This window comes from Micromonospora globosa (assembly GCF_000717585.1).
Classification (GTDB): domain Bacteria; phylum Actinomycetota; class Actinomycetes; order Mycobacteriales; family Micromonosporaceae; genus Micromonospora; species Micromonospora aurantiaca.
Window position 1 is genome coordinate 356,508 of record NZ_JNZR01000001.1, and the last position, 14,547, is coordinate 371,054.

At 72.1% G+C, this 14,547-nt stretch carries 15 protein-coding genes; all 15 read right to left on the reverse strand.

The features are described 5' to 3' along the window. Position 1: 1 nt before the first annotated feature. Positions 2 to 1,201, reverse strand: a complete 1,200-nt coding sequence (locus IF06_RS0101315; protein ID WP_013286899.1) for a CaiB/BaiF CoA transferase family protein — start codon at positions 1,199 to 1,201, stop codon at positions 2 to 4. Next, a complete protein-coding gene (locus IF06_RS0101320) occupies positions 1,194 to 2,051 on the reverse strand; it encodes an IclR family transcriptional regulator (protein ID WP_013286898.1) in 858 nt (285 codons plus the stop codon). Before IF06_RS0101320 ends, IF06_RS0101315 begins: the two co-directional genes overlap by 8 nt. A gap of 45 nt (positions 2,052 to 2,096) precedes the next feature. After that, complete coding sequence (locus tag IF06_RS0101325) at positions 2,097 to 3,086, reverse strand: EamA family transporter (protein WP_030268400.1); 990 nt, start codon at positions 3,084 to 3,086, stop codon at positions 2,097 to 2,099. Next, the gene (locus IF06_RS0101330) at positions 3,073 to 3,537 is read right to left on the reverse strand and encodes an Ohr family peroxiredoxin (RefSeq protein ID WP_013286896.1); all 465 of its coding nucleotides are present in this window, start codon (positions 3,535 to 3,537) and stop codon (positions 3,073 to 3,075) included. Before IF06_RS0101330 ends, IF06_RS0101325 begins: the two co-directional genes overlap by 14 nt. Next, a complete protein-coding gene (locus IF06_RS0101335) occupies positions 3,534 to 4,361 on the reverse strand; it encodes an alpha/beta fold hydrolase (RefSeq protein WP_013476396.1) in 828 nt (275 codons plus the stop codon). The genes IF06_RS0101330 and IF06_RS0101335 overlap by 4 nt, the downstream gene beginning before the upstream one ends. Next, positions 4,358 to 5,722: a M20/M25/M40 family metallo-hydrolase gene (locus tag IF06_RS0101340; RefSeq protein ID WP_013476397.1), complete on the reverse strand. Its 1,365-nt coding sequence runs from the start codon at positions 5,720 to 5,722 to the stop codon at positions 4,358 to 4,360. Before IF06_RS0101340 ends, IF06_RS0101335 begins: the two co-directional genes overlap by 4 nt. A 36-nt stretch (positions 5,723 to 5,758) precedes the next feature. Beyond that, positions 5,759 to 6,505, reverse strand: coding sequence for an SDR family NAD(P)-dependent oxidoreductase (locus IF06_RS0101345; protein WP_013286893.1), 747 nt, complete (start codon positions 6,503 to 6,505; stop codon positions 5,759 to 5,761). A 100-nt stretch (positions 6,506 to 6,605) separates the two neighbouring features. Then, positions 6,606 to 7,466: an ABC transporter permease gene (locus IF06_RS0101350; protein WP_030268404.1), complete on the reverse strand. Its 861-nt coding sequence runs from the start codon at positions 7,464 to 7,466 to the stop codon at positions 6,606 to 6,608. Between the two features lie 12 nt (positions 7,467 to 7,478). Further along, positions 7,479 to 8,309, reverse strand: coding sequence for an ABC transporter ATP-binding protein (locus IF06_RS0101355; RefSeq protein ID WP_013286891.1), 831 nt, complete (start codon positions 8,307 to 8,309; stop codon positions 7,479 to 7,481). Positions 8,310 to 8,334: 25 nt separating this feature from the next. Beyond that, entirely contained in the window at positions 8,335 to 9,447 is a 1,113-nt protein-coding gene (locus IF06_RS0101360; RefSeq protein WP_013286890.1) for an ABC transporter substrate-binding protein, read from the reverse strand. Positions 9,448 to 9,546: 99 nt separating this feature from the next. Further along, positions 9,547 to 9,933 carry a nuclear transport factor 2 family protein gene (locus IF06_RS0101365; RefSeq protein WP_013286889.1) on the reverse strand — a complete coding sequence of 129 codons (387 nt, stop codon included), beginning with the start codon at positions 9,931 to 9,933 and terminating at the stop codon, positions 9,547 to 9,549. After that, positions 9,933 to 10,244 (reverse strand): hypothetical protein, encoded by a 312-nt coding sequence (locus IF06_RS0101370; protein ID WP_013286888.1) that lies wholly within the window; start codon positions 10,242 to 10,244, stop codon positions 9,933 to 9,935. Before IF06_RS0101370 ends, IF06_RS0101365 begins: the two co-directional genes overlap by 1 nt. Beyond that, positions 10,244 to 11,320 (reverse strand): class I SAM-dependent methyltransferase, encoded by a 1,077-nt coding sequence (locus tag IF06_RS0101375; RefSeq protein ID WP_013286887.1) that lies wholly within the window; start codon positions 11,318 to 11,320, stop codon positions 10,244 to 10,246. The genes IF06_RS0101370 and IF06_RS0101375 overlap by 1 nt, the downstream gene beginning before the upstream one ends. Positions 11,321 to 11,384: 64 nt before the next feature. Beyond that, positions 11,385 to 13,412 carry an FAD-dependent oxidoreductase gene (locus IF06_RS0101380; RefSeq protein WP_013286886.1) on the reverse strand — a complete coding sequence of 676 codons (2,028 nt, stop codon included), beginning with the start codon at positions 13,410 to 13,412 and terminating at the stop codon, positions 11,385 to 11,387. 488 nt (positions 13,413 to 13,900) lie between these two features. After that, positions 13,901 to 14,485 carry a TetR/AcrR family transcriptional regulator gene (locus IF06_RS0101385; RefSeq protein ID WP_013286885.1) on the reverse strand — a complete coding sequence of 195 codons (585 nt, stop codon included), beginning with the start codon at positions 14,483 to 14,485 and terminating at the stop codon, positions 13,901 to 13,903. Between the last annotated feature and the right edge of the window lie 62 nt (positions 14,486 to 14,547).

The window sequence follows — 14,547 nt, forward strand, 5'->3', positions numbered from 1 at the left end:
GTCAGGCGACGACGCCACGGGCTTTCAGGTCGGCGATCTCGGCCGGGTCGCAGCCGAGTTCCTCGACGAGCAGGGCGTCGGTGTCGGCGCCGGGGGAGCGTCCGGTGAACCGGATCCGGCCCGGCGTCTCCGACATCCGCCACATGACGTTGTGCATCCGCATCGGGCCGAGGTCGGGATCGTCGACCGTGGTGATCATCTCGGTGGCCCGGACGTGCGGGTCCTCGACGATGTCCTTGGCGCTGTAGACCGGGGCGACAGCGGCACCGGCCTCGGCGAAAGCCGCGGCCACCTCGTCGCGGGTCCGCTCGGCGATCCACGACCCCACGTACTCGTCGAGCAGGTCCGCGTGCGCCACCCGCCCGACGCCGGTACGGAACCACGGCTCGTCGATCACCTCGGGGTGGCCCACCAGCCGCAGCACCCGCTCGGCGATGGCCTGGGCGCTGGTGGAGATGGCCACCCACGACCCGTCCTTGGTCTGGTACGTGTTGCGCGGCGCGTTGTTCGTCGAGCGGTTGCCCTGCCGCTGCTCCACCACGCCGAGCTGGTCGTAGACGGTGGGGCCGGGACCGACAGCGGTCATGATCGGCTCCAGCAGGCTCATGTCGACGACCTGGCCCCGGCCGCCGGAGCGCTCCCGGTGCCACAGCGCCATCATCACCGCCGACGAGGTGGCGATGCCGCAGATGCTGTCGGCCAGCCCGAACGCGGGCAGCGTGGGCGGGCCGTCCGCGGTGCCGGTCAGGTGGGCGAACCCGCTCATCGCCTCGGCCAGCGTGCCGAACCCGGCGCGGGAGGCGTACGGGCCGGTCTGCCCGAAGCCGGTGATCCGGGCGATCACCAGACCGGGGTTGACCCGGTGCAGCTCCTCCGGGCCGACACCCCAGCGCTCCAGCGTGCCCGGCCGGAAGTTCTCCACCAGCACGTCGGCCCGCTCGGCCAGCCGCAGCAGCAGCGCCGCGCCCTCCGGCGCGGACAGGTTCAGCCCGACCAGCCGCTTGTTGCGGGAGATCTCCTTCCACCACAGGGGATGGCCGTCCTTGGCCTTGCCGTGGCCGCGCATGCTGTCACCCATGGTCGGGTGCTCGATCTTGATCACGTCGGCGCCGTAGTCGCCGAGGATCTGACAGCACAGCGGCCCGGCGAGGATCGTCGAGACGTCAAGCACCCGCAGGCCCGTCAGCGGTCCGTCACTCACCTGTTCCACCTCCCCAGTTCTGTTCCTGACCCGTCCGCCCGGCGACACGCTGCGCCGGCGGCCGGAAACCCAGTTCGGCGGAGATCTCCGCCGCCGCCGCGGCGACCAGCGCCCCGTGCGCGGCGCACACCTCCGGGGTGAACCGGTTCTGCGGCCCGCACAGCGAGATCGAGCCGAACACCTGCCCGGTCGCGTAGCGCACCGCCGCGGCCACACTTCCCGCGCCGTTCTGCCGCTCGCCCATGCTCACCGCGTACCCCTGACGCCGGATCCGGGCCAGGTCGGCCCGCAGCTTGGCGGTGGAGGTGATGGTGGCCGGGGTGACCGCGTCCAGCGGGTGGTGGCCGAGGTAGTCGTCGACCTCCGCGTCCGGCAGCGCCGCCAGGATCGCCTTCGACGACGACCCGGAGTGCAGCGCGTGGCTGGTGCCCAGGGACACCGACATCCGGACCTCGTGCGGCGACAGCACCTGGTCGATGTAGACGCGTGACCAGCCCTGCCGCACCGACAGCGTGGCGGTCTCGCCGGTGTCGCGCACCAGCCGGACCAGGTAGCGGCGCGCGATGTCCGGCACGTCCAGCGCGCGCAGCGCGGCCAGGCCCACCGCGAGCGCGCCGGTGCCGAGCCGGTACCGCTTGGTCTCCTCGTTGAAGGTGAGGAAGTTGTCGGCCACCAGCTCCTTGAGGATGCGGTGCGCGACCGCCTTCGGCAGACCCAGTTCCCGCGCGATCGTCGACACGCCGAGGGTCTCCGGTGCCCGTTCGGCGATGATGTTGACGATGTCGAGGGCGCGGCCCAGACCGGAACGGGTCCGGCCGGCGGTGCTCTCGACGACCGCTGTCGTGATCATCTCTGTTCCTCCACTGTCGACGTACGTGCGTGGGGTCGCCGGGCGTCAGGCGGGTGCGACGGGGGTCTTCCCGGGCGGGAGGCCGTCGGCCTGCCGGGGTCGCTCCCGCGCGATGACGAGCGCCACCGAGGCGAGCACCACGGCACCGGCGAGCACCTGTCGTCCGGACAACGATTCATCCAGCACCATCATGCCGAGCAGGACCGCCACCACCGGGTTGACGTACGCGTAGGTGGACGCGAGCTGGATCGGCGCGTTGCGCAGCAACCACGTGTAGACGCTGAAGCCGACCACTGTGCACACCAGCATCAGGTAGGTCCACGCCAGCCAGGACCGGCCGGTCACGCCGGCGAGGTCGAACCGTCCCAGCTCACCGCTGACCACGCTCGCCACCGCCACCGCGACGCCGCCGACGAGCATCTGCCAGCCGGTGCCGACCAGGTGATCGGCCGGCATGTGCAGCCGCTGCGACAGCGTCGAGCCCAGCGCCCAGACCATCGTGGAGACCACCAGCAGCAGCATCCCGCCGAGGTGCCATCCCTTCGTCGGCACCGAGAACAGCAGCGCCAGCCCGGCCACCCCGCCCAGTACGCCCACCGCCGCGAGCGCCGACGGCCGTGGACCGACCGCCAGCCGCAACACCAGCACCCACAGCGGCATGCCGGCCACCACCAGCGACGTCAGCCCGGTCGGCACGTACTGCTGGCCCAGGGCGAGCAGCGCGCTGCCCGCACCGACCATCAGCAGCCCGCTGGCGCCCACCCCGCCCCACTGCCGCCGGGGCAGCAGCAGCCCGGCCGGTCCCCGGCGCAGCGCCGCCACCGCGAACAGCAGCAGCGCGGCGGCCAGGAACCGGGCCGAGGTGGCGACCAGCGGCGGGATGCTGTCCAGGGCCACCCGGTTGCCCAGGTAGGTCGAGCCCCAGATCAGGTAGACCGCGCCGAGCCCGACGGCCAGGGCCATCGGGCCGGCGGGCCGCTGCGGATCCGCCGGGTGGCGGACCGCTGCGGGCCGGGTCAGGTCAGCGGTGGCCATCGACCCGGATCGCCACCGCGGTGTTGCCCCGCAGGGCGTTCGAGTAGGGACACATCCGGTCGGCCAGCTCCACCGCGCGCTCCAGGTCGGCCTGCGGGCACTGCGGCGCGGACACGTCCAGCACCACGGCGATCGCGTACCGGCCGTCGTCGGTCTGCCCGAGGGAGACCGAGGCGGTGACGGTCGTCGGACCGGGCCGCACGCCGGCCTGCCGGGCGGCGACCGCGAGCGCGCTGTCGAAGCAGGCCGCGTAGCCGGCCGCGAACAGCTCCTCCGGGTCGGTGCCGGGCGCGTCCGGACCCCGCTGGGCGGGACGGGTCAGGTCGACCCGCAGCGACCCGGTCAGCGACCGGGCGCTGCCGCCGCGGCCGCCGGAGACCTCGACTGTGGCGGTGTAGACAGTGTTCGCCGGTACGACCTTCGCCTCGGTCACCGGGGTGCCGGCGCTCATGCCGCCACCTCCCGCCCGAGGTCGGCGTGCACCCGCGCGGCGACCGCGTCGGCGAACGCCTCCGGCTGCTCGTCGGCCACGAAGTCGGTGCCGCCGGGGATGGTGACCAGCTCGGCGCCGGGCAGCGCGGCCCGCACCTGCGGCGTCATCCGGTCCAGCAGGTCGTCGGCCCCGTGCAGCAGCACGATGGGCAGCGCGTCCAGCGCGGCGGTGTCGACGTGGTGGTCGAACACCGCCCGGTACGCGGTCGCGTAGTCCGGTCCGGTCAGCAGGTACTCGGTGACCTGCCGGTCCGCCTCCTCCGGGGTCAGGCGCGGGTACAGGCCGTACACCCGGTCCCAGATCACCTTCAGGTGCCCGCCGTCGCGGTCCGGCACGTAGCCGGGCGCGTACGACCGCTTCTTCTCCGCCCGCTCCTGCTCGTCGTAGAGCGGGATGCCCTGGAGAATCAGCCGGTGCACCCGCTCCGGCGCCGACATCAGCGCCTCCGCGCCGACGATCGCGCCGGTGTGCTGCCCGAGCAGGTGTACCCGGGACAGCCCGAGGGCGTCGGCGAACTGCCACACCCCGGCCGCGTACTCCGGGATGGACCACGGGCGCGGCGGCGCGTCGGACATGCCGAAGCCCGGCGTGTCCGGGGCGATCACCCGCAGGCCGCGGCGGGCCAGCGGCTCGATCACCGCGTCGTAGGTGGCCGAGGAGAGCGGGGACTGGTGCAGGATCAGCAGCACCGGGGCGTCGGCGTCGCCGCCGTGCCGGTAGTGCACCTGACCCCACGGCACGTCGACGTAGGCGCGGCGGGCCACGCCGCGGGCCCGGGTCACTCGGCCACCGCCAGCGCCGCCATGACCTCGATGACGTGCTTGATGCCGGCCTTGTAGTCGTCCAGCCGGATGTTCTCGTTCGGGCCGTCCACACCGGAGTCGGCGCGGGACACGCCGACGCCGACGATCGGCCGGTCGGCGATCACGCCCTGGTTGCCGATCCACTGCGTGTACGGCTCGATCACCGGCTCGGTCCCGTACACCCGGCGGGCCGCGTCGGCGACCAGCGCGACGAACGGGTCGCGGTGGTCGGTGAGGTTGGGCCGGCTGGTCGCCATCACCTCGATGCGCAGGTCACCGAAGCCGGTCGCGGCCAGGTGGTCGCGGATGCAGCCGAGCACCCGGTCCGGGTCCTGGCCCGGCACCAGCCGGATCTCCAGCTTCGCCGAGGCGGTCGACGGGATGCCGAGCGTCACGTCGTCGCGCATGTCGCCGCCGGCGAAACCGGCGACGGTGAGCGTCGGCACGGTACGGATGGCGACCGCGGCGCCCTGGTCGTCCAGGTCACCGGTGAACCGGTCGACCTGGGCCCGCTTGCGCAGGAAGTCCCCGTCGAACGCCACCTTCTCCAGCAGCGCCCGCTCCTCGTCGGTCGGCGGCCGGGCGTCGTCGGCGAAACCGGGGATCGTCACGGTGCCGTCGGGCCGCTGCAACTGCGCCAGGGCGGCGGCCAGCCGGGCCGTGGCAGCCGGCAGCAGCGCGGTGTTCTGGCTGGTCAGGTCGCGTGGCAGGGTCTGCGCGGTGAGGCGCAGGTAGAGCACGCCCTTCTCGGCGAGCTTGAGCAGCAGCCGGTCCTCGCCGTCGAGCCAGGAGTTCTCCCACAGCGCGGCGTCGCTGGCGAGCCGGTCGGCGTGCGCCTCGACGAACGAGCCCAGACCCGGGCTGTGCAGCCACTTCTTGCCCTCGAAGATGATCCGGTTGGTCACCGGCGGGGTCAGCCCGGCCAGCTTCCAGGCCGCCGCCGCGTGGATGCGGGACATGACGACGCCCTTGTCGTCGGCCACGCCCCGGGCGTACAGCCGGCCGTCGTGGATCTCCGCCGCGTACGGCGGGCTGATCCAGTCGGCGTCGTCACCGGCCGGCTCGACCTCCACGTCGTAGTGGGTGAAGTGCAGCAGCGCCTTGTCGCCCTCGCCCGGCACCTCGGCCAGCACGTACGGGTACGACTGCTCCCACGGGATGATCTCGGCTTCGCCGCCCCAGCGGCGGACCGACCCGGCGATGAACTCGGCGGTGGCCTCCATCTGCTCCGGCTCCTGGCGGCGGCTGCGGATGCGGCACAGCTGCTGGAGCTCCTCGACGAACTCGTCGAAGTGCGCGTCGACGGCCGCAAGCGCGGCCGCGGTATCCGGTTTGGGCATGGTGGTCCTCACAGAAGGGGTCGGGGAGGGGGGAAGTCAGTGGATGGTGACGCCGCCGTCGACGAAGATCGTCTGCCCGGTGGTCATGGCGGCGGCGTCACTGAGCAGGTAGGCGACCGCGTTGGCGACGTCCTGCGGCTGCGCCATCCGGCCCAGCGGGATCGACGCCATCTTGTCGGCCAGGTACGCCTCGTCGCCGCGGACGTCGGAGGTCATGTCGGTGGGCACGATGGTGGGTCCGACGGCGTTGACCCGGATCCGGTCCGGCGCCCACTCCAGCGCCAGCACGCGTGCCATGTGCATCACGCCGGCCTTGCTGACGCAGTACCCGAGCGTGTTCAGCACCGCGACGTGCCCGTTCGTGGAGCCGATGTTCACCACCGCGCCCCCGCTGCGCCGCAGCGCCGGGTACGCGGCCTGGCTCATCCGGAACGTGCCGGTCAGGTTGACGTCCAGGACGGTGGTGAAGTCCTCCTCGGACATCGTCGCCGCCGGTCCGCGCCGGACGATCCCGGCGTTGTTGACGAGCAGGTCCAGGCGGCCGTGGGCGTCCAGGACCTCGGCCACCAGCTGCGTGCAGGAGGCGGCCGACCGGACGTCCACCCGGTGCCGGGTGTGCGCGCCGCCGGTCAGCTCGGCCTCCGCCCAGTCGTCGAGCAGGTCGGCCTGCGCCACCGTCGCGCCGCGCTGTGCCAGCGTCGTGGCGATCCGGGCGCCGATGCCGCGGGCCGCCCCGGTCACCACTGCCACCCGTCCGTCGAACCGGTTCGGGTCGGTGTTCATGTCTCGTGTCCTGCCTTTCCGGTCCGGCCACCGGCCGGGCGGGCGTGAACCACGCCCGGCCGGTGCTCCGCACGCGTGACGACGGTCCCGTCAGCTGTCGTCACGCGCCGATCACCTTCGTGTCCTCGGCCCAGAAGGCCAGCCGCTTCTGCAGCAGCCGGATCACGAAGTGCGCCACCAGACCCATCACCGACAGCACCACCAGGACGGCGAACATGCCGGCGATGTCGAAGTTGTAGTTGGTCTGGAGCAGCAGATAGCCCAGGCCCTCCTTGGCGCCGATGAACTCGCCCACGACCGCGCCGAGGATGGCGAAGACGATGCCGATGTCCAGGCCGGCGAAGATGAACGGCAGCGCGCTGGGCAGCCGGACCATCCGGAAGATCTGGGTCTTGCTCGCGCCGAACACCGTCAGCATCTGGATCTTGTCGGCGTCGGCCGCCCGCAGGCCCTCGATGACGTTGACGAGCATCGGGAAGAACGAGATCACCGCGGCCATGACCACCTTGCTGGTCAGGCCGAAACCGAACCAGACCACGAACAGCGGGGCCAGGGCGACCTTCGGGACGGTCTGGAAGGCCACGATGTACGGCATCAGGGTGGCTTCGACGATCTTGATCTGGGAGATGAACGTGCCGAGCAGCAGCGCGGCCCCGACACCGATCACGAACCCGAGCAGCGCCTCCTGGGTGGTCACCCAGAAGTGACCCCAGAACTGGTCGTCGCCGAGCTGCTGCCACAGCGACTCGACCACGCTCGACGGCAGCGGCAGGACGTACTCGTCGACGCCGATGAGCTGGACGCCGTACTCCCAGGCCAGGACGACCACGACGAAGACCGTCGGGACCAGCCAGAGCTGGGGCTTCTCGCGGAGGTCGAACTTGCGCCGGGCGGGCTTGGCGGGCCGGGCGGACGGCGCCGGTGGCTGGGCCGGCTCGCGGACCAGGTTGCTTGTTGCCATGGCTGTCCCTCGTCAGTCGATAACGCCGGCGGCGTTGAAGTGTCGGCGGATCCGCTCCACGTAGACCCCGGCCCGGTCGGACGACATGACGCCGAGGTCACGCGGCCGCTCCAGGTCGATGTCCATGACCTCCGCGATGCGGCCCGGCCGGGGGCTGAGCACGACCACCCGGTCGGAGAGGAAGACCGCCTCCGGGATGGAGTGCGTGACCAGGACGATCGTCTGGTTGCTCTCCTGCCAGATGCGCAGCAGCTCCACGTTCATGTACTCGCGGGTCATCGCGTCGAGCGCGCCGAACGGCTCGTCCATCAGCAGTACCGCCGGGTCGTGCACCAGCGCCCGGCAGATGCCGGCCCGCTGCTGCATGCCGCCGCTGAGCTCGTGCGGGTACTTCTGCTCGAAGCCGTTGAGACCGACCATCTCGAGCAACTGCTGCGCGCGTTCCCGGTGCCGGCGGGGATCCAGTCGCTGGATCTCCGCCGGCACCATCACGTTGTCGAAGATGGTGCGCCACGGCAGCAGCGTCGGTGCCTGGAACACCATCCCGACCTCGGGAAGGGGCTTCGTCACGTCCCGCCCGGCGATCCGTACCGCGCCGCCGGTCTTCGGGCTGAGCCCGGCGAGGATCTTCAGCAAAGTGGTCTTGCCGCACCCGGACGGTCCCACGACCGAGATGAACTCGCCGCGACGTACCGTCAGGTTGATGTCGCTCAACGCCTGGGTCGGTGCCGACTTCCGGGGCCGGTACTCCTTGTCCAGCCCGTCGATCTCGATCCAGGAGTCTTCCGACACCGATGCCGGAGCCTGCGTCTGCGCCCGGCGGGCCGTCGCCTTGATGGCCATCGAAATCCCTTCCGCTGTCCGCTGCCTAGGCGGTGTAGTTCGCGGCCTTGCTCAGCACCGCGGCCTTGTCGAAGTTGTTGGCGCCGGAGAGCAGGCTCGGATCCCACAGCTTCTTGAGGTCGACCTCGCCGGTGATCTGCCCGGCCTCCTTGGTGTACGCCTGGGTCTTCGCCCACTCCTCGTCGCTGATCGCGCCCCAGTCGCCGAACTGCTCCGGGTCGCCGCTGGCCGGGGTGGCCGTCTTCAGCCAGGCGGTCAGGCTCTCGGTGTCCGCCTTGAGGCGCTCGTCGGCGGACTTGCCGGCGAGGATCTGCGGGAAGACCTTGTAGCCGATCTTCATGGCGGCCTCGGGGTTCTTCGCCGAGAAGAGCATCGCCTTGTACGCCGCGCGCAGGAACCGCTCGTACGAGTCCTTCTTGGCGTCGAAGTCACGGGCGCCGACGCTGAAGGTCAGCGACCGGATGCCGGAGAACACGTCCGGGTTGGTCAGGTACTTCAGCTCGGTGCCGGCGTTCTCGATGACCGCGTACGCCTGGGTGTAGAGCGCCAGCATGTCGACCTTGCCGTCGTTGAGCGCGGCGGCGGCCTGCGCGCCCACGCCCACCGGCAGAAGCTCGACGTCCTTGGTCGGGTCCAGGCCGGCGGCCTTGACGTAGGCGCGGGCGTACGGGGCCGAGCCGGAGGCCAGGCTGATCACGCCGATCTTCTTGCCGCGCAGGTCAGCGCCACCGGTGAGCGGGGAGTCCGGCTTCACAGCCATCACCCACGGCCAGTTCTGCACCAGGCCGCCGATCGCCTTGATCGGCACGTTCTTCTCCGCCGCGCCGAGCGCCGAGCCGGCGTCGGCGGGGGTGATGTCGCCGCTGCCGGACGCGACCGCCTGGAGGGCGGCGACCGAGCCGTCGGCGTTGATCGTCTCGACGGTCAGCTTCTCCTCGGCGAAGTAGCCGAGTTCCTTGGCGACCGCGTAGACGGCCACCTCCTCCTTCGGGCCGATCACGGCCGAGGCGATGGCCATGGTCAGCTTCGCCTCCTTGCCCTCGCCGCCGGCGCCGTCGTCGTCGGAGCCGCCGCCGCACGCGGACAGGACCAGCGCGGCGGCCAGCGCCGCCGGGAGCAGAGCCCACTTTCGTTTCATATGCACACACCTCGTCATGAGTCGGGGGAGACCACCTCCGCCGCCGGAGCGGCGGAGGTGGGGGAATCAGGCGTCGCGCTGCTGCGCGACCGTTGTCCGTCAGGCGTCGCGCTGCTGCGCGACCAGTGCCAGATCGTTGTAGACGTGCTGCTCGACGATCAGTCCGCCGTCGAGCACGAAGACGTCCGCGTAACGGATGTCCTCGAACGGAGTGCCGTCGAGCCATTCCCCGTACAGCCGCCCGAGCGAGGTCACGGTGACCCGCCCGTCGGCCTCACCCACCAGGTAGCGGTCCCGGTGCTTGCGCACCCACCGGTAGGTTCCGGTCGACGCGGCCGCCATCTCCCGCAGCGACGAGTACTCCCGGCCGCCCGGGAAGACCAACCGCGCCCGCTCCGCGAGAAAGCGCCCCGCTTCGTCGAGTTCGCGGTCCTCGCACAGCTGCAGGTAGCTGTCGATCAGGCCGGGCGCGTCCGGTGTGCTCATCAGCCGGTCTTCTCGCTCAGCGCCGCCTCCCACTGGTCCCGCAGCGGGTGCTCCGCGGGGCCGTGCTCGGTGAGGATGCGCATGAGGCGGGCCAGCAGCTCGTCCCGCTCGCGGTCGAGGACCTTCTGCTCCTCCTCGGTGGAGACGAACCCGTCGACGGCGCCCGCGGTGAGCGCGCCGGAGCGGGTCAGCAGCGCCTCGACGACGCGTACCCGCTGGCGGGTCACGTGCAGCTCGGTGGAGAGCTGCAGCACCAGGTCGAGCAGCTTGCCGACCTTGGGGTCCCCGAAGTAGTCGAACTCGGTGCTCATCACGCCTCCGGCTTGGTCGCGGCCAGTACGGCCCAGGGGAAGTGCCACTCGGGACGGTCGCCCCAGCCCTGCGGCTGGACGCCGTTGCGGCGCTCGTCGAACGGGGTCCACGACACGTCGGTCAGACCGGCCTCGGTGCAGACCTCGATCAGGTCGGAGCCGAACAGGTCGTGGAAGAACGGCTCGTTGTTGCGCTCGGCGTGCTCGTAGACGGTGGCGTCGCGCAGCGGGTCGCCGGTGAGCATGAACTCCAGGAAGCGCAGCGAGCCGCCCGGCTTGAGCAGGCGCGCGGCCTCCACGATCGTCTCCCGGATCGCGGTGGCGGGCATCTCGTGCAGCACCATCGTGCCGGTGACCACGTCGCAGCTGTCCGCCTCGATGCCGGTGGCCCGGCCGTCGGCCTGCCGGTAGTCGATCGCGACTCCGGTCGCCTCGGCCTCGGCGTGGGCCAGGCGCAGACCGGGCGCGGCCAGGTCCACGCCGATCACCTGCGCGGTCGGGTACTTGGCGGGCAGTGGGCGGGTGCTCTTGCCGAAACCGCACCCGATGTCGACGATCCGGGTCGCCGCGGGCAGCTCGGGCAGCGCGGTCTGGGCGAACAGCGTGTGGAACTTGTAGCCGTCGTTGTCGCGCAGCATGACGATGCGCGCGCCGAACTCGTACACGTAGGCCGACATGTCGTCGGAGAAGAAGCTGCCGGGCTGGATGTGGATGTCGTAGTCGGTGTACCAGTCGGGCAGTTCCAGGTCGGGGTTCAGCTCCAGCGAGCCCTTCGGCTGCTCGGGCAGCGAGGTGAGCTGGCCGGTCAGCTCCTCGCGGCGGCTGAGCACCGCGTCGCCGGCGACCTTCCACAGCATCTTCTGCTGCACCCGCTCCAGGTGGCTGAACCACGGGTAGAGCGGGAGACCGCGCAGCACCTGACCGGCGTCGGCGACGGTGGTGGCCGACGCCCCGGTGGCGCCGTACTCCTCGCGCAGCGCCGGGTAGACGGTGTCCGCCCAGCGCTTGCGCAGGCCGAGGACGAAGTCCACGGCGGAACGCTCATCCAGGGTGAGGCGCTCCTCGACATCGAACATGCCTTGTCTCCTCTACAGGTGGGGGAGGTCCGGCCCGCGGTGCACCGCGACCGGGGTGGACGGGTCAGTGGGCGTACCGCACGCGTTCGGCGGCCGCGGTGTCGAAGGCGCCGAGGAACGCGCCGGCCATGCGTCCCTCGTAGACGGCCTCGAAGGCGCTGCGGGGAGCGTTCGCGTCGCCGACGACGTGGACGCGGGGGCCGTCGGGCAGCGCGTCGAGCTGCCGGTACAACTCGTCCGCGGCCTGCGCCGAGCCGCCGTCGACGACTGTGGTGACGCCTTCGACGATCGTCTCGCCGCCGGCGAGCGGGCCGCCGAGCGCCACCGCGCCGGCGCCCGCCGCACGGGCGGTCCGCATCGGGTGGACCGCGATCCCCAGGTCCGCGAAGCGCTTGAGCAGCGCCAGCCGGGAGTACGTGGTGATCTTGGCGCTCACCGTGGCGGTGGGGGAGACGAGGTGGACGCGGGCGCCCCGCCGGGCGAACGCCTCCGCCACCGACGCCGCCGACCAGGTGCCCTCGTCGTCGAGCACGACGACGGCGCCGTCCGGCCGGTAGCCGGGGTCGGCCAGGTGGTCGACGGCCTGCCAGATGTCGACCACCGGCGGGCCGCCGGGCAGGTCGCGGCGGGCGGGCCGGGAGCCGGTGGCGAGGACGACGTCCTGGTAGCCGCCGGACAGCACGTCCTCGACGCCGGCGCGGTGGCCGAGCCGGACCGGGATGCCGGCGGCAGCCACGTCGCGGGCCAGGTCGCGGGTGAGCAGCCCGAGCCGCTCCCGGCCGGGTACGCGCGCGGCCACCTCGACCTGCCCGCCGAGCCGGTCGCGTGCCTCGACAACTGTCACCCGGTGCCCGGCCCGGTGCGCGGAGAGCGCCGCCTCCAGGCCGGCCGGACCGCCGCCGACGACCAGGACGTCCCGCGCGCCGGACGGTCCGGGCAGCTCCGGCCAGGCGTCGGCCCACTCCCGCTCGGCGCCGACCTCCGGGTTCACCACGCAGGAGATGGGCAGGCTGGTCTCCAGCCGGCCGATGCAGCCCTGGTTGCAGGCCAGGCAGGCGCGTACCTCGTGCTGGCGGCCCTGCTCGGCCTTGCGGACCAGGTGCGGGTCGGCGATGTGCGGGCGGGCCAGGCCGACCAGGTCGGCCTCGCCGGCGGCGACGAGTTCGGCCGCCTCCGGCAGGCTGTCCAGCCGGCACACCGCGAGCACCGGCAGGTCCGGGAACTCCTGCTTGAACAGCGCCGCGTGGTGCCGGAACGGGGCGTGACCGAAGCTCATGTCCGCCATCTGCGTCGCGAGCGACCAGCTGCCGTGGTAGGCGGAGTGGCTCACGTGCACGTAGGCGAGGGGGAACTCGGCGCGCAGCTTCCCGACGATCTCCAGCACCGCGGCCGGGTCGAGGCCGCCGGGCAGGAACTCGTCGGCGCTGACGCGCAGCCCGACGGGCAGTTCGGGTGCGGCGGCGAGAACCGCGGTCAGCACCTCGCGGGTCAGGCGCATCCGGTTGTCGAGGCTGCCGCCGTACGCGTCGTCGCGGGTGTTCGTGTGCGGCGAGAGGAACTGCTGGAGCAGGTGGCCGTGGCCGGCGTGCACCTCCAGGCCGTCGAAGCCGGCCTCGCGCATCCGTCGCGCGGCGGCGGCGAACGCCTCGACGACGACCGCGATGTCCCGGCGTCCCATCGCGTGCGGCACGTGCGAGCCGGCCGCCCACGGCACCGGCGACGAGGACCAGGCGGCGGTACGCGTCGCGTCGCCGTTGGCCTGCCGTCCGGCGTGCATGATCTGGGCGAACATGCGGGCCCCGTGCTCGTGCACGGCCTCGGTCACCGCCGCGTACGCCGGGATCGACGAGTCGTCGAAGCTGCCGAGGCTGATGCTGCGGCCCGCGCTCGTGGGGTGCACACGGATCGCCTCGGTGATGATCAGGCCGGCGCCGCCGCGCGCCCGCTCCGCGTGGTACGCGACGTGGCGGCGGGTGGGCACATTGTTCAGTCCGAAGTTGGTGGTGTGGCCGGGGACGAAGACCCGGTTCCGCAGTGTGAGACGCCCGAGCCGGGTGGGGGAGAGAAGAGCGAGAAGCTTGTCGTCAGGCATGCCTCGGACTTCCTGTTTCGGGCCGCACTCGGCGAGGCCGAGAGCGTTCGGATGAACCGTACGCCGTTCGATTGAGTGGAACGGTAGGGCCGGGTTCACATGCCGTCAACGGGCTACTGATCAGTAACTTAGTTCCCCGTACCGCCTCTGAGCTGCTGTTCCACTAGGCGGAACGCTGACCGATGACGACCGTCGATGCGGCGGTCGATCGTTCGGTTCCCCCTGCTCGGACGACAGTGCCGGCCGCCCATCGCCGGTCGGAGGCCCGTGCCGATCGTTTGGACGGCCGCTCCGGCCCGCGTCGGCGGACGCCCGCCGGCAGCGCCGGCGCGTCCCCGAGTGCCGGGTCCGGACATGCGTCGGCCCGGGTCGTCGCCCGTGCGCGCACGCGTGGTGCGGCTGCCGGCGACGACCCGGGCCGACGTTGTTCAGCAGGTGTGGTGGTGCCCGGACGCCGTCGCGCCGAGCCGGATCTCAGGGGCGGGTGGTCAGCCGGCGTCCGGGCGCAGGTACGGCGTGAGCAGCTCGCGGGCGAGGCCCCTGGCCGCCGGAAGGCCGAGACCGTTCTCGATCATGCGGCTCAGGGCGTAGACGACCGACTGGACGAGCTCCGCCATCCGGTCCGGGTCGCTCGCCCCGTGTTCGGTGAGCGCGGCGCGCAACGGCGCCTCGAGGCTGTCGTGCAGCAGCCGGCTGGAGGTCGCCAGCACCTCGCTGTTGCCCGCCGACGCCAGTGCCCGGGCCAGCGCGTGGTCGCCCCGGGCAACCAGTTGCAGGTTGGCCTCGACGTACGCCAGGATCCTCGCCCCCGGCGTGCGGGCCTCGGCCATCTGCTTCTCGACGAAGGCCGACCACCGGGGGAACGTGTCGGCGACCAGCACGTCGAACATGTCGGTGCGGGACTTGAAGTACGAGTACGCGCTGGAGCGGGCCAGCCCGGCGTGCCGGGCCACGTCGGCCAGGCTCGGGATCTGCTCCGGGTGCTCGGAGAGCAGGGCGCGGGCGGCGTCGAGCAACGCCGCCCGCTGCGCGGCCCGATGTTCCGCGACGGTAGAGGCTTGGATCTTCGGCACAGCGACCTCCCCGTGTCTCCCGCCGCCCGTGTCCGGTCCGCGTCGCTCCCTGCTCGTCGCGG

Excerpts from the sequence above, each read along its gene's own strand:
- IF06_RS0101320 (WP_013286898.1), bottom strand. The coding sequence starts at position 2,051 with ATGATCACGACAGCGGTCGTCGAGAGCACCGCCGGCCGGACCCGTTCC.
- IF06_RS0101325 (WP_030268400.1), bottom strand. The coding sequence starts at position 3,086 with ATGGCCACCGCTGACCTGACCCGGCCCGCAGCGGTCCGCCACCCGGCG.
- IF06_RS0101330 (WP_013286896.1), bottom strand. The coding sequence starts at position 3,537 with ATGAGCGCCGGCACCCCGGTGACCGAGGCGAAGGTCGTACCGGCGAAC.
- IF06_RS0101340 (WP_013476397.1), bottom strand. The coding sequence starts at position 5,722 with ATGCCCAAACCGGATACCGCGGCCGCGCTTGCGGCCGTCGACGCGCAC.
- IF06_RS0101345 (WP_013286893.1), bottom strand. The coding sequence starts at position 6,505 with ATGAACACCGACCCGAACCGGTTCGACGGACGGGTGGCAGTGGTGACC.
- IF06_RS0101350 (WP_030268404.1), bottom strand. The coding sequence starts at position 7,466 with ATGGCAACAAGCAACCTGGTCCGCGAGCCGGCCCAGCCACCGGCGCCG.
- IF06_RS0101355 (WP_013286891.1), bottom strand. The coding sequence starts at position 8,309 with ATGGCCATCAAGGCGACGGCCCGCCGGGCGCAGACGCAGGCTCCGGCA.
- IF06_RS0101360 (WP_013286890.1), bottom strand. The coding sequence starts at position 9,447 with ATGAAACGAAAGTGGGCTCTGCTCCCGGCGGCGCTGGCCGCCGCGCTG.
- IF06_RS0101365 (WP_013286889.1), bottom strand. The coding sequence starts at position 9,933 with ATGAGCACACCGGACGCGCCCGGCCTGATCGACAGCTACCTGCAGCTG.
- IF06_RS0101370 (WP_013286888.1), bottom strand. The coding sequence starts at position 10,244 with ATGAGCACCGAGTTCGACTACTTCGGGGACCCCAAGGTCGGCAAGCTG.
- IF06_RS0101375 (WP_013286887.1), bottom strand. The coding sequence starts at position 11,320 with ATGTTCGATGTCGAGGAGCGCCTCACCCTGGATGAGCGTTCCGCCGTG.
- IF06_RS0101380 (WP_013286886.1), bottom strand. The coding sequence starts at position 13,412 with ATGCCTGACGACAAGCTTCTCGCTCTTCTCTCCCCCACCCGGCTCGGG.